Source organism: Povalibacter sp. (genome assembly GCF_036520495.1).
GTDB lineage: Bacteria > Pseudomonadota > Gammaproteobacteria > Steroidobacterales > Steroidobacteraceae > Steroidobacter.
Map to the genome: position 1 here is coordinate 337329 of NZ_DATDJO010000018.1, position 13321 is coordinate 350649.

Genomic DNA, 13321 nt, shown 5'->3' on the forward strand with positions numbered 1-13321 from the left:
GTGACAACCAGAGACGGAACACAGTAACCGCAAAGAACGCATGGAGCAGCCAGAGGCCAATTGACGGCGAGACGCGTGGATAACGCAGGAAGATGAATTTCTATTCCCTTCTTCTGCCGATCGCCATTCGGAGATGGTTGGGAATCCGCTGCATTCATCTCACGCACGCCGCTGCGCACCTCTGCGGCCACTCTCGTACCTTCATTTGCGGTCTATGCGTTTTCTTTGCGTTCTTTGCGGTTACTTCTTTTCGGCCGTCATTGTTGGTCGACGAACAGATCCGGCAGCAGATTCCGGTTGCCCGGCGTCACCGCATACTGATCGAAGTCAGTGACGCCAGAGGCTTTCAGCACTTCGTCGTCGATGAAGAAATTGCCGGTGCATTGGCGTGGATCGCGCGTCAGCACGACATGCGCTGCGTCCGCCATGATCTGCGGCTTGCGGCCGAGCTGCGCGTTCGCCATCGGAATCAGATTCAACGCCGCGGTGGCAATCACCGTCCGCGGCCACAGCGCATTGACGCCGATGCCCTGCGGTTTGAGTTCCTCAGCCATGCCAAGCACGCACATGCTCATACCGTACTTCGCCATGGTGTAGGCAACGTGCGGCGCGAACCAGCCCGGCTTCATGGTCAGCGGGGGCGACAGATTCAGGATATGCGGTCCCCGTCCCGCCTGCGCGGACTGCGTCAGGTAAGGAATGGCCGCCTGCGAACAGGCAAACGTGCCGCGCACATTGACGCCGAACATGAGATCGAAACGCTTCATCGGCGTTTCCACAGTGCTGGTCAGCGAAATGGCGCTGGCATTGTTGATCAGGATGTCGATACCGCCGAAGCGGTCGGCGCATTGCCGCATCGCCGCGGCAACCGCGTTCTCGTCGCGGATATCGACCTGCATCGGCAGCGCCTTGCCACCCGCCGCTTCGATCTCCGCGGCGGCCGAGTGAATGGTGCCAGGCAGCTTCGGGTTCGGTTGATCCGTCTTGGCCGCGATGGCGATGTTGGCGCCATCGCGTGCGGCACGCAGGCCGATTGCCAGACCGATGCCGCGCGAGGCGCCGGTGATGAAGAGGGTTTTGCCTTGGAGAGACATGACGGGCTCCCGCGGATGTTCTGCTTAGAAGCTACTCGCAAGGCGGGAAAGGCGCCAGACCCAAGGAACCAGGAACCAGGAACCAGGCTCCAGGGACCAGGCTCTAGTCGGAGGCTTCTCTCCGGCCTCCAGATTTCTTACTAGTACCTAGTACCTAGTACCTAGTGAAAAAAGGCGGGAACCCTTCCGGCTGTAACGCCAGATGGATTCCCGCCCGTAAACGTTTCGGTCTACTCCGAAACCGTCAACCATCAATTCTCGACTGTCACTGTCCTAGTTCACCTTCTTGCTCGCGGTGTTCGACATCGCACTTTCCTTGCCATTCGAAGTCAGCGCCTTGACCGCAAAGTAGTACGTAGCAGGCGAGAGATTGTCGACGACATAGCTCGACAGACTCGGATTGTTGAGCTGCACGGTCTTGTTCATCGCACTGGAGCTCGTGCCGTAGTAGATGCGATAGCCGCTCAGGTTGCTCAGCGCGGAACCGTCGGTGTTGCGGGTCGGCGGTGTCCAGCTCAGGCTGGCCGAGCCATTCGACACGGCCGTCACTTTGATGGCGAACGCCTTCAGCGCAGTGGAGGCCTTGCCGTCAGTAACGGTGATGACGATGTTCGAATAGCTGCCGACCTGGGACGCACTCGGAGTACCCGAGAGACGGCCATTGGTCGTGCTGAACGTTGCCCAGGACGGCTTGTTCTGAACACTGAACTTCAGCGTGTCGCCGTTCGCGTCACTGGCCTTCGGCGTGAACGAATAGGCCGAGCCGGCGTTGATGGCCGTGATGGGTGAACCGCTGATGGTCGGCGCTGTGTTGGTCGAGCCGGATGCTTTCACCGCAATGGAGAAGGCGGACAGCGACTTGCTGATCTTACCGTCGCTCACCGAGATCACGATGTTCGAGAACGTACCCACGTTGCTGCTCGCCGGCTTGCCGGTGAGCTGGCCCGTCGAGGTGCTGAAGGTAGCCCAGCTCGGACGGTTCGCGATCGTGAAGCCGAGCGAGTTGCCATCCGGATCGGATGCGGTGGGCTTGAAGGAATAGCTGCCGCCCACAGTCACCGAAGTCGCCGGGGTGCCGGAGATGACCGGAGCACGATTCGTCGTGCCACTCGCCTGTACGACGATCTTGAACTTGGGCAACGATACGCCATTGACGCCGTCCCACGCATAGATGTCGATGTTCGAGTGGGTCCCCGACTTCTTCGGCGTACCGCTGAGTCGCCCCGCGTAGCGATCGAAGGTCGCCCAATCCGGCTTGTTACGAATGCCGAAGCTGACGAATTTGCCTTCCGGATCGGTCGCCTTTGCCGTGAAGGAATACGCCGTGCCGACGGTCGCTGTCGTGGCCGGCGTGCCCTTGATGACCGGAGGTTTGTTGACTGCCGCGCTCGCGAACTGCGGAACGCAGAGCGTGGTCAGGAGAATCAAAATGAAATGTTGCACGTCCCGGCGGAACTTGCTCTGCGCAATGAACATTACTTGCCCCTCAGCGGACATCCGTTCACGAGCAATAGGGGGGAGCGCTTGATCGAAAGACTGCAGCACGTGAGGACACGGCTGGGTGTTCCGGTAGCCCCGCCGTCCCGCGCATCATGCACGCTGGACCGGTGGCGTTGCGTCCCCGTCTCGCAACGGGTTTGCCCTTGTCAAAACACAATGAAGCTTCGCTTGCGGCGAAGCGCGTCAGCTCATGCACGCAAGTGGACCTGAAGCCTTTCTGCCGGTGGTCTGCTTCGTCTGCCTGCGCTGCATGGCGGCGGCGAGTAAAGCCACAACGATCGCCAGTCGCAACTGTCGGAGTCACCAGACAACGGCGTGAATTTCTTGCCGGCGCGCCCATGGTGGACGACTGCAAATGGCGACAACCGAAAACTCCGTAAATTCCAGCCTCAAATGCACGCTCGCGAGTTCACTCGGAGTGCGACGCATGACGCGGTGAGATCGCACCTTGCAGGTCTTTCAGGGTGCGGATGATCAGGCTTTCCCGGACGCGAAGACAGCGTGCGCAAACGTGCGCAAACGTGCGCAACTCAGCCGAGGATCGATTCGCGCCGATAGAGCCTCGCGGCCACCGCAATCAACAGCAGCCCGGCACCGAGCGTCGTGATTACCGATACGGCAACGTGCAGCGGATCGATGGAGTCGCCCCGCATCAGTGCAGTGGCCAGCAGGTGCTGACTCAAACTGGGCACCGTCATCAGCGCGGTGGTTGCCCGAGTGCCGCTGACCACGGCAAACATGATCGGCACCAGAGGAATCATCAGCACGACCGACAGCCAGGTCTGCGCCTCACGATTGCTACGAGTGAAGGACGCGACGACGGTCATCAAACCCGCGCCGAGCGGCACGAATACGACCATTACGGCGAAGATGGCGAGTACGACCGATGGCCCAAAATTCGCCGACATACCCAGCCGTTCGAGCGGTACGAATTCAAGCGCGATCGAAAATGCCGCCAGGGTCAACAGCAGGGACACTGCCATGAAGGCGCAGGTCGCAAGAATCTTGCCGAGGATCAACTGCGCCCGGGTCACGGGCAACGCCAGCAACGGCTCCAGCGAGCCGCGCTCGCGTTCACCGGCCGTGGTGTCGATGGCGAGATAGAACCCACCGACCAACATCGACATGAGACAGAAATAAGTCATCATGCCCAGGATGATGAGCGAGCGACCCGCAGGAGTGGCGACATCCACAGCACGCACGCTCACTGGATCGACGACGCTGGGACTGACCCCACGGGCCAGCAATCGCAACATCGCGAGCTGATGTCCGTAGGCCTCCAGCAGCCGCCGCGTGCGCTCCGTCGTCCCCGCGGCGTGGGTATTGGACGTATCGACCACCAGGTCGAGAGCCGCGAGGTCTGCGGTCCGCAGCTGCTCTGCATACTGCGCTGGGACGATGAGAATCAGCTCGTATACGCCGTCGCGCACTTTCCGGGTCGCCTCATCTGGCGAGAACATCACCGGTTCGATCTGCGCGCCCTGCTCCACCAGGAACTGCATGAGATTGGGCGCGTGCTCGGCACCGATCACCGGCAGCTTGAGCGGCTGCTCCTGATCGCGCACCGCGCGGTTGGACGCAAGCGTGGTGGTCAGCGCGAAAATTGCCGGCGCGAGCAGTACGCCGAAGAAGAACGCGGAGAACACGACGCGACGGTCCCGCAGGTTCTCGATGACTTCCTTGAAGAAGACCGTCCAGATCGCACTCATGCCTGCGCCTCGCCGGCCGCCGCCCGCACGAAGGCTTCCTCCAGATCATCGGTGCCAAGTGCAGCGAGGATTTCATCGGGCGTACCGCGTACGGCCACCCGGCCCTGCGAGATGATGACGATGTCATCGCACAGCGCGGCCACCTCCTGCATCACGTGGCTGGAAAACAGCACGCAGCAACCGGCGCCGCGCAGCTCGCGAATGATTTCGCGCAGCATGCGCACGGCATTCACATCGAGCCCGTTGGTCGGCTCATCCAGAATGACGGTGCGCGGCGTGTGAATCAGAGCGCGTGCCAGCGCCACCTTGAGGCGCTCGCCCTGCGAGTACCCCCTGGCGCGACGACCAGCGACGGCGCCTATGCCCAGTCGCTCGATCATGGCATCGCACGAGGTCTTGAGCGCCGCACCCTTCATACCGTGCAGACGCGCGTAGTACTCGATGTTTTCGCGGCCGGTCAGCTGCACATACAGACCACTTGCGTGTGGCAGCACGCCGAGCGATTGCCGCACGCGCAGCGACTCGTTGCCGCAATCGTGACCGTCGATGAGCGCGCGGCCGGCATCCGCGCGCAGCACCGTGCTGAGAATGCGCAAGGTCGTGGATTTGCCAGCGCCATTGTGTCCGAGCAGCCCGGTGATGCGGCCGTCCGCGGCGGCAAAGGAGACATCGTGCAGCGCCTGCACGGGACCGAAGCGCTTGGTGATGCTCTCGACGAGAATCATGATTCGAAGTGACGGAGGTCACGGGAGTCACGAAGGTGACGAGGCTGATCAGAACAGATCATCGCCACTTCGTGATCCTCCTGACCCTCGTGACTTTCGTGACCTTCGTCATTCACGGCCCCGTCGCGACGGGCGACAGCATGAACGGCGCCGGCTTCACGCCTTTCAGGCACGTCGTGTCGAGACCCGCTGCGTCGGCATTACGGATGAACGTCGATAGCAGACGCGGCATGCATCCCGTCGCCAGCTGCCCGTGTCCCTGACCGTCAAGCACCAGATGACGGCCGCGCGCATACGATTCGATGGCGCGCGCACCATACTCCGCCGGTGTCACCGGATCGTTCCCGCCGGACAGAATCAATGTCGGTACGTCGCTGCGCAATGGCGCGTTGAATCCGGCGTCGACCACACCGCGCGGCCAGATGTCGCACACGGCCCGCATACCCTGCATGAAGTTCGTGCCGAGGTACGTCGCCGCCAGTTCGTCGCTCGAAATATTCGCACCGTCCCAGCGTGGCGCATCCTCGCTGCAGACGACCGCGAAGTGCATGCCGTAGGCGAACTGCAGCTCCATCATGCGTTCGATCATGAGGTATTGCGCGACGAAGGCTTCGAGCCGCTTCCCCGACTGCGCTTCGTGAATGAGCAGCGGGAGCAGCGACGCCGTCTCGTCGCTATAGGTCAGCATGCGCACGGCCGCGTTGAGATGCAGATTGCCGAACGTCGAGTCGATCATCTGCGCGTTGACCGGGTCGGGCAGCCGCACGGACGCCGGTTTGACATCGAGCGTGGCGTGCAGCGCCCGGAACTGCTCGCGTACGCGCGGAAACGCCTTCTCACACTGTTGCTCGGCAGCGCAACGATCGAAGATGGCGTCGAGCGCCGCCTGTGCGCGTAGCGCGATATCGGGTCCGAGCGCCAGATCGACGGGTACGACGCCATCCAGCGTCAGCGTGCGCACACGCTGCGGATAACGGCGCAGATAGTGCTGCGCGACGCGGGTGCCGTACGACACGCCATACAGATTCAGCTGCTCATAGCCGAGCGCCGCCCGGACGTCGTCCAGATCACGCACAGCCACACTCGTCGTATAGAAGCGTGGATCGCCCGGCAGCTTCGCGAGGCACGCTGCGCCGAGTTCGCGCAGATGCGCGGGATCCGTGGTGACGATGTCTGCATCGTTGTCGAATTCGCAGTCCAGCCGCTGCGACTCGCCAGTCCCGCGCTGATCGACGACCAGAATGTCGCGCTCACGCCGGATCGCAGCCAACGCGGGGCCGATGGAAGCATAGAAGCTTGTCGCCGATTGCCCGGGACCACCGCTGATGACGACCAATGGATCGGGCTCGGGCTGCAGGCGCAGCGAGGGAATCACGGTGACCCGCAGTTCGATGGTCCTGCTGGCCGGATCGTCCCGATTCTCAGGCACCCGCATGCGACCACAGCGCGCCGCTGCCGTACCGCCGAGCATCTGCTCGAATTGGCACTCCCGCAGCTCGAGCGTGGCGGGCGCAGGTGCGGTCAATGCGGACGGAGCCGCCAGCCACCCTGCCGCGATGCAAGAAATCAGTCTGGGAAATGAGCGGGTCTGGATCATGCGCGCGACATGGTAGTCACTTCGCCAGTCCGGTGGCCAGAATCTGCGGCTCACGGATGGAACTGGCAGCGCACCCGCTTGTCATCAAAGCCTGGCGGTACATCGGTGTTGCGCTGTTTGGTACAGTCGGACGCGCCCACGACGCGGCTCATTCACCTTCGGAGTTTTGCCTATGCGTTCCATGCGATTTGTTCACGCCATCGCCGGCCTGGCTCTGGCGACGTTGCCGTTGTCAGCCGTTGTGGCGAAGGATGCCGCGCTCGCCAAGGCGATTGCGTCCCCGCATCGCACGCCGGCCTTCGTCGAACGCGACAAGGCGCGCAAGCCGCAGGAAGAGCTGGAGTTCTTCGGCATCAAGCCCACGATGACCGTGGTGGAAATTGCACCCGGCGGCGGCTACTGGACGGAAATCCTCGCGCCCTACCTCCACGACAAGGGCACCCTGTACATCACCACCGCGCCACGTGCCGCCAGCGAACGCGCTGCGCAGGCCTACGATGGCTGGAAGAAGAAGATCGACGAGAATCCGACGATCTACGGCAATGTGAAGATCGGCGAAGTGGGCGCTGGCACCTACGCTCCGGCACCCGACGGTTCGGCTGACATGGTTCTCACCTTCCGCAACGTCCACAACTGGATGGCCGGCGGCACCGTCGACGAGATGTTCGCGTCCTTCTTCAAGGCGCTGAAGCCCGGCGGCGTACTCGGCGTCGAAGAACATCGCGCCAGCAACGACAAGCCGCAGGATCCGAAGGCGCAGAACGGTTACGTGCGCGAGGACTACACGATCGCGCTCGCCGAAAAGGCCGGCTTCAAGTACGTTGGCAAGTCCGAGATTCTTGCGAACCCGAAGGACACGAAGGACTGGCCGCGTGGCGTATGGACACTGCCGCCCACCCTTACACTCGGCGATCAGGACCGCGAGAAGTACATTGCCATTGGCGAGGCCGACAACTTCGTGCTGAAGTTCGTCAAGCCCGAGTAACCAGCTCGCTGCGGAGGCTTGCGTGGAAGAAGACACCAGAAAGTATCTGTGGTGGGGCATTCCCCTGGTAGTCGCGGCGGGCCTGATCGCCGCGCTCTACTACGGACGCAAGCACAAGGAAGAACAGCCGGTCGCGGAACAGGTGCAACCGGCACCTGTCGCGACCGCGCCGCAGTCGCCCGCGAACTATCCGATCAACCCGCCAGCCCCGAACGCTCCGCCATTGCCCTCGTTGGGCGAGAGCGACGGGGCCCTCTACGAATCGCTGTCCGGCATCTTCGGCAAACCACTCGATCAGTTCCTGGTGCCGAAGAACATCGTGCGGCACACGGTCGTCACAATCGACAACCTGCCGCGCAAGAAGACGGCCATTCAGATGTGGCCGGTGCAGCCGACCGGCGGCGTGCCGCTCGTCGATGGCCAGGACGAAGCGCTGACGCTCAGCGAAAAGAACTACGCCCGCTACGCCCCGATCATGGCGCTGGTGCGCAACACCGACACACGACAGGTCGCCGCGCTCTACAAGCGCTACTACCCGCTGTTCCAGCAGGCCTATACCGAGATCGGGTATCCCGATGGCTACTTCAACAACCGCCTGATCGAAGTGATCGATCACCTGCTGCAGACGCCGGAAGTCGACGGCCCGGTGCGGCTCACGCAGCCAGGCGTGTTCTATCAGTACGCCGATCCGGCACTCGAGGAGCGATCGGCCGGACAGAAACTGTTACTGCGCATGGGACCGACCAACGCCGCCTCGATCAAGATGAAACTGAGAGAACTGCGTAGAGAAGTGGCCAAACAGAGCGCGGACTGAGAGTCCGCGCGTGTTTGGCCATCCCCGCGAAGGCGGGGATCCAGTGCAGGGGTCGCATGGAGCTCTGGTTTTTTTCTCCATTCGCCCTGAGCGTGTGACCACAGGGGATGGTTCATCCATCGAAGGGTGACGCTGCGCTGTTGAAACCGGCGCACGATTTTCTGGATGCGCTTCGATGGATAAACCATTCCCTGCGGTCATAAACTCGACACGAACCGAATTTGAAAGACCTCTGGCTTCACATCCATCGTTAGTCTTTTCCTACGCCGAGGGACGGCTTATGAACAGACCGCTGCTGATTCTTTCGATCACTGCACTGGGTTGCGGCACCGCCGCCGCGTACCTTCATTCGCAGCTCCGCGTCGAACGCCAGCGCACTGCCGAGCTGCAGACGCGTCTCCAACATCTCGAAGCTGCCCGGCCACCGAATCCATTTGCCCCGCCACCGCCACAGCACCCGCCTGAAACTCCGCCGATCACGCAGTTCGCTCAGGAGCCTGCGGCAGTGACGCCCGTTGCTCAGAAACTGCCGGCTCCGGCGGCGCTCGCTCCGCAGAGATCGACCCAGATGCGTCAGCAATTCGTCAACCGGCAGCGCGAACTGCTGCGGGATCCCGAGTACCGTCAGGCGATGCGCATGCAGCAGCGGTTTGGCATGCATCAGGTCCATCCGGACCTCGCGCAGGAGCTCGGCATTTCACAGGATCAGGCCGACCAGTTGCTCGATCTGCTCGCGGAGCAACAGATGCGCACCATGGAAACGTCTCGAAGCTTCTCAGCTGACCACCCCCCGACCCAGGAGGAGATAGCACAGATGCAATCGGATCATCGCCAGCGTCAGGAGGCCGATCACGCCGAGATCGCCCGGTTGGCGGGGGACGGCGGTCTGCAGCAGTGGGACGATTATCAGAATTCCATGGGGGCGCGCATGCGCGTGCGACAGCTCACCACCGAACTCGCGGGCGCCGGAGTATCGTTGCGCGAAGACCAGCGTATTCCGCTGCGAGAGACGCTCGTGCAGCTTGATCAACAGACGTTGCAGGAAAATCAGCAGGCGTCGATGCGGCAGCGGTTCGACCGCATGACACTTGCAGAACGGCTCAGCTGGCAGGAAGAGCAGATCGAACGCATGTCGCAAGCCAACGAACGCACACGCGACGCCGTCGCCCACATTCTTACGGGCGAACAATTGAAGACCTATCAAAGGCTGCAGGAGCGGGAACTGGACATGCAGCGCGCCAGTCTGCGTATGCAGCGTGCGCAACTCGAACGTCAGGGCGACCCCGCCGCTGGCGTTGCTCTCCCGGCGGTTCCTTACAACACCTTCTCATCGTTCGCTGTCGCAACTGGCGATGAAGTCACCGCCGCAGACTAAGCCAACGTCAACGACGCGCAGCATTCGCGCGTCGCGGCTTCACCGCCTTGCGAGGCGTGGCGGCCTGCGTCGGATTGCCCAGCGTTTGATTGAGCGTGACAGCCTCCTTCGCCAGCCGGCGCGCGGCTGCCGGGCTGATGGTCATCCCCTCCAGTAATTCCAGCGTGGCCATCTCGTATTTTCCGCCGGCTTTCAGACGCGGTTCGATGGTCTGCAAGCGCTGCCCTCGCCAGAATCCGAACAGCACGCGCTCTTCCTCGGCACGGATGAGCAGAACGGGACCGTTCGACAGATAGACCAGATGCCCCCACTTCACCACCTCGTCCAGGGCTGCGGCCTTGCGCACGGCGGAACGCAGATTCTCCACACACGCGCGCCGCCATCCGGCCAGTGCCGCAACGTAAGCATCCGGATCAGCAGCAGGTGTTGTCTTGAGCATCGGTCGATCCTCACCTGTTCCAGCGTCAGGTCATTCAGACCTCAGCCCGCCTGGAACTCCATGGTCCAGTTGGTCTCCCAGGTTTTGCCGGCATCCGGTGAGAAGGCCTGTTCCCAGGTTGGATTCATCCCCGGATTCGCGTTCCAGATGAAACGCACTTTGATGGGCAGTCCTCGCAGCGAATCGTCGGCGAAGAACACGCCCGTGTTCCCGGTAAATTCACCGACGACCGGGGTATCGAGTTGATGTGGATTCCTGCCATCCAGCCACCAGATGGACCACCTGCGTGCCGACCTATCAAACGATCGGACGGCGGCGGCCCGGACTTCACCCTCCGGGAATCCAAGAATGTTGTCCTCCACGTTTCCGAAACCTCCGAGAATCTTCCTCGTCGAGGACAGCCCTTCGAACTCGGTCCAGTCGGTGCAGCCCGTCAGTCGCGAGTTCAGGCGACGATGCAGAACGCGCCAGTCCCCAATGATGAAGTCGAAGTCGGTCGGGGAAGATCGATCTTGAGGCAGGGGCATGGGTTTCTCCTGTCGAGTGTCAGACGCCGCCGTCACCAGGAGCAATGTCGAAGTGCAGGACATCTTCCCGGACTCCCGGCTTCGTATAGAGCGCGATAGCCGCCTCGTCTGCGTGATCCACCTGAACATAGATGACATAGGCGCCTCTGGCGCGCGCCAGCCTCTTAGCTCCTCGATCAGCGCAGTGGCGATGCCGTGGCGACGAAAATCTGCGGCGACAGCCAGGTCATAGATGTAAATCTCGGCGCGAGCCTGCTCGAACTTCGGCTCGCTCTGTCGCTCCGGAGAGCCGGAAGATCTTTTCCTCACCGCTCAACCCACGGAAGTCCAGCGGGACGCGACGAGGCCTGGATTCGCGCATAACGTCGATGTTTATCCGTGTGCTCGGCGGCGAGTGGTTTGGCGTTCAGCCTTCTAAACCCTTAAAGCGCCGCGGAAACCCCGCGCCGCGTAGTACGACTGAGCTCCATTGTGATACACGAAGACGTTGTCATAGCGACGATCACAGAAAAGTGCGCCACCGAGTTCCCGGATGGCGGGCGGGGTTTTCACCCAGCTCGAAGTCCTGGTGTCGAAGCAGCCCAGCTCCTGCAGGTCTCGATACTGCTCTTCCGTCAGAATCTCGATCCCCATGGCCGCAGCCAGATCGATGGCACAGTTCTCCGGCCGGTTTTCCTTCCTGGACTCCAGTCCTTCGCGGTCATAACAAATGCTTCTGCGCCCTGATGGACTCTCCGCAGAGCAATCAACGAAAATGAACTCCCCGGTCGTCTTGTCATGACCGACGACATCGGGCTCGCCGCCCGTTTTTTCCATCTCATGGAGGGAATGCAGCTTCTCGGGAAATGACTCCAGCTTCGCCTGCACCTTCGACCACTCGACGCCCTTGTGCCGGCTCATGTTCTTCTCGAACCGAACCTTCAGCTTGCTGAGTAGCTCTTCGCGCTGTCTTGCTTTCATGATCTGGCCTCGCTCCGGCTCACCGCGCTACTTCTCCCTGGTCTGAGAACGACCTGGTCCTGGGCTCCGCATGTCCCGCCATCAGCAACGTGAATCTTGCTCCCCGTCTGCGTGACATTCTAATGTCTTCAGCGAGCCTGCAGCCTTTCAGGATGACTGTCGTGCTCATTTGTCTTCTCAGCAATCTGACGTTCGACATGAGAGGCGTCACGAGCGCGCAGCCATTGTGACGTTCTCTCGATGGAACAGTCAGGCGGCGAACTCATGGCGCTTGGCACCTGGGATCCCATCTTCTGTCGACTCCAGCAAGGTCTGCTCTGACCTCTCCCGATTCCGTAAAGCGCCAGGCGCTGTAGCCGTACTGAAACCACTGCGAAAACGAAATGCTCAGCATGGAACTGAGCTCCTCCCGGCTGTGGTGCCAGTGAGGTGGAATGAAGGCAAATAAAAGATCGTTTGCGACGCGCTTTGACCGAATTCCTGAAGAGACCAGGCCATGCTTCAGCGATCCTCGTGGTGAGGATGAATCTGCATCTGGATGCGAGAAGAAATATCGAATGCCGTGAGCTGCCTGGCCAAAGTTGAGAGCAAAGTGCTTCGCGTATTCCTCGAAAAACAGAAGCATTTGTACCTCTGATCTTCTGGTCTTCACGATTGCGGCGCATTCGACGCGCAACGTTGACATGAGGCGTACCCTCCCTGGAAGGGTTAGGCATCACAGCATGCGCCATAGCGACACCGTGCCGTAAGCGTGCACGAGGCCGACGACGCCGCAGATGCCGGACGAAACCAACCAGAACCTCTTTGAGTTTCCAGGGAAGCTCGACTTGATAAGCGGAAAGGCGACCGCTCTGCCAAGGTAGACGGCGCAAATGCCAACCAAAGCCCACTTGGTCAGTGGCAGTGGCCCGAACACGCCAGCCCCGGACAGAGCAAAAGCGGCCCAAATGAGGAGGATGCCAGCGACGGCCAATGTGACAAGCGCAGGCCTGAGCTGCTTGGCCTCGACCGCCCGAGCCATGTGCTCGCCTGCGCCCATGAACCGGTAGGCGGGCGGACCAATGACGATGCATGCCAGATGAGCCATCCCAGCAGCTGCGCTGAAAGATGCCCCCAGAAGCAAAGCAAGTGAGCCGTTGCTGAATGTGGGCATTTTAGTGATGCCTGGACGGTATGACTTCCGCTGTTGCTAGCGAAGCGGCGAATTGCACAGATGCCGCTAGAGCAATACCCGCTAAGGCTCCGAAGGCAACTTGCCAAGCCGCTGGGAAGCGAAACGCCTTTGGCTCCATCTCCGGAGCAGCGATTGCACCGAGCAGAAGTCCCGATGCAGCTAAGTACGCCACGCACCCGTGACTGATTCCGCCAAGAACGACAAACAGGACCGCGAATATTAGCCCCGATACTGCAGCCACCATCCATCCGTTCTTCCGCTTCATGATTCGGTCGATGCCCAACGTTTGCGTTAAGGCGCGTGCGTCTTTGCACGTCGCCGCTTGAACGCATTGTTGGGCCGGCGCAGTGCGTTCCCACTACAGATGCCAGCGACTCTCCAGTTTTCGCCGAATCTCATCTCTTAGCTCCTGCTCATCGATT

13 protein-coding genes, 1 pseudogene and 1 riboswitch are annotated in these 13321 nt (G+C 61.4%); of the genes and pseudogenes, 3 read left to right on the top strand and 11 right to left on the bottom strand.

Going from position 1 to position 13321, the window contains the following annotated elements; genetic code table 11:
- Window positions 1-257: 257 nt before the first annotated feature.
- The 5 genes from VIZ63_RS06745 to VIZ63_RS06765 all read right to left on the bottom strand — a co-directional run bounded on the left by VIZ63_RS06745 (window position 258) and on the right by VIZ63_RS06765 (window position 6553).
- Entirely contained in the window at window positions 258-1094 is an 837-nt protein-coding gene (locus tag VIZ63_RS06745; RefSeq protein WP_331608770.1) for an NAD(P)-dependent oxidoreductase, read from the bottom strand.
- A gap of 273 nt (window positions 1095-1367) precedes the next feature.
- Window positions 1368-2570, bottom strand: a complete 1203-nt coding sequence (locus tag VIZ63_RS06750; protein WP_331608771.1) for a fibronectin type III domain-containing protein — start codon at window positions 2568-2570, stop codon at window positions 1368-1370.
- A gap of 89 nt (window positions 2571-2659) precedes the next feature.
- Window positions 2660-2746, bottom strand: a riboswitch (cyclic di-GMP riboswitch).
- Between the two features lie 378 nt (window positions 2747-3124).
- The gene (locus VIZ63_RS06755; RefSeq protein ID WP_331608772.1) at window positions 3125-4303 is read right to left on the bottom strand and encodes an ABC transporter permease; all 1179 of its coding nucleotides are present in this window, start codon (window positions 4301-4303) and stop codon (window positions 3125-3127) included.
- The gene (locus VIZ63_RS06760) at window positions 4300-5028 is read right to left on the bottom strand and encodes an ATP-binding cassette domain-containing protein (protein ID WP_331608773.1); all 729 of its coding nucleotides are present in this window, start codon (window positions 5026-5028) and stop codon (window positions 4300-4302) included. Before VIZ63_RS06760 ends, VIZ63_RS06755 begins: the two co-directional genes overlap by 4 nt.
- 112 nt (window positions 5029-5140) lie before the next feature.
- Window positions 5141-6553, bottom strand: a complete 1413-nt coding sequence (locus VIZ63_RS06765; RefSeq protein ID WP_331608774.1) for an alpha/beta fold hydrolase — start codon at window positions 6551-6553, stop codon at window positions 5141-5143.
- Between the two features lie 244 nt (window positions 6554-6797).
- Here VIZ63_RS06765 and VIZ63_RS06770 point away from each other — a divergent pair, with 244 nt between their 5' ends.
- The 3 genes from VIZ63_RS06770 to VIZ63_RS06780 all read left to right on the top strand — a co-directional run bounded on the left by VIZ63_RS06770 (window position 6798) and on the right by VIZ63_RS06780 (window position 9799).
- Window positions 6798-7610: a hypothetical protein gene (locus VIZ63_RS06770; RefSeq protein ID WP_331608775.1), complete on the top strand. Its 813-nt coding sequence runs from the start codon at window positions 6798-6800 to the stop codon at window positions 7608-7610.
- A 22-nt stretch (window positions 7611-7632) separates the two neighbouring features.
- Window positions 7633-8424, top strand: a complete 792-nt coding sequence (locus VIZ63_RS06775; protein ID WP_331608776.1) for a DUF3014 domain-containing protein — start codon at window positions 7633-7635, stop codon at window positions 8422-8424.
- Between the two features lie 280 nt (window positions 8425-8704).
- Window positions 8705-9799 (top strand): hypothetical protein, encoded by a 1095-nt coding sequence (locus VIZ63_RS06780; RefSeq protein ID WP_331608778.1) that lies wholly within the window; start codon window positions 8705-8707, stop codon window positions 9797-9799.
- 7 nt (window positions 9800-9806) lie between these two features.
- Here the strand turns inward: VIZ63_RS06780 and VIZ63_RS06785 are convergent, their stop codons facing one another.
- The 6 genes and pseudogenes from VIZ63_RS06785 to VIZ63_RS06810 all read right to left on the bottom strand — a co-directional run bounded on the left by VIZ63_RS06785 (window position 9807) and on the right by VIZ63_RS06810 (window position 12878).
- Window positions 9807-10238, bottom strand: a complete 432-nt coding sequence (locus VIZ63_RS06785; RefSeq protein WP_331608779.1) for a DUF1801 domain-containing protein — start codon at window positions 10236-10238, stop codon at window positions 9807-9809.
- A 41-nt stretch (window positions 10239-10279) separates the two neighbouring features.
- Window positions 10280-10765 carry a hypothetical protein gene (locus VIZ63_RS06790; protein WP_331608780.1) on the bottom strand — a complete coding sequence of 162 codons (486 nt, stop codon included), beginning with the start codon at window positions 10763-10765 and terminating at the stop codon, window positions 10280-10282.
- A 19-nt stretch (window positions 10766-10784) separates the two neighbouring features.
- A pseudogene (locus VIZ63_RS06795) lies at window positions 10785-11032 on the bottom strand (GNAT family N-acetyltransferase); the annotation flags it as partial.
- Window positions 11033-11179: 147 nt separating this feature from the next.
- Window positions 11180-11725 (bottom strand): DUF4256 domain-containing protein, encoded by a 546-nt coding sequence (locus VIZ63_RS06800; protein WP_331608781.1) that lies wholly within the window; start codon window positions 11723-11725, stop codon window positions 11180-11182.
- Between the two features lie 262 nt (window positions 11726-11987).
- The gene (locus tag VIZ63_RS06805) at window positions 11988-12410 is read right to left on the bottom strand and encodes a hypothetical protein (RefSeq protein WP_331608782.1); all 423 of its coding nucleotides are present in this window, start codon (window positions 12408-12410) and stop codon (window positions 11988-11990) included.
- Window positions 12411-12440: 30 nt separating this feature from the next.
- A complete protein-coding gene (locus VIZ63_RS06810; protein ID WP_331608783.1) occupies window positions 12441-12878 on the bottom strand; it encodes a hypothetical protein in 438 nt (145 codons plus the stop codon).
- Between the last annotated feature and the right edge of the window lie 443 nt (window positions 12879-13321).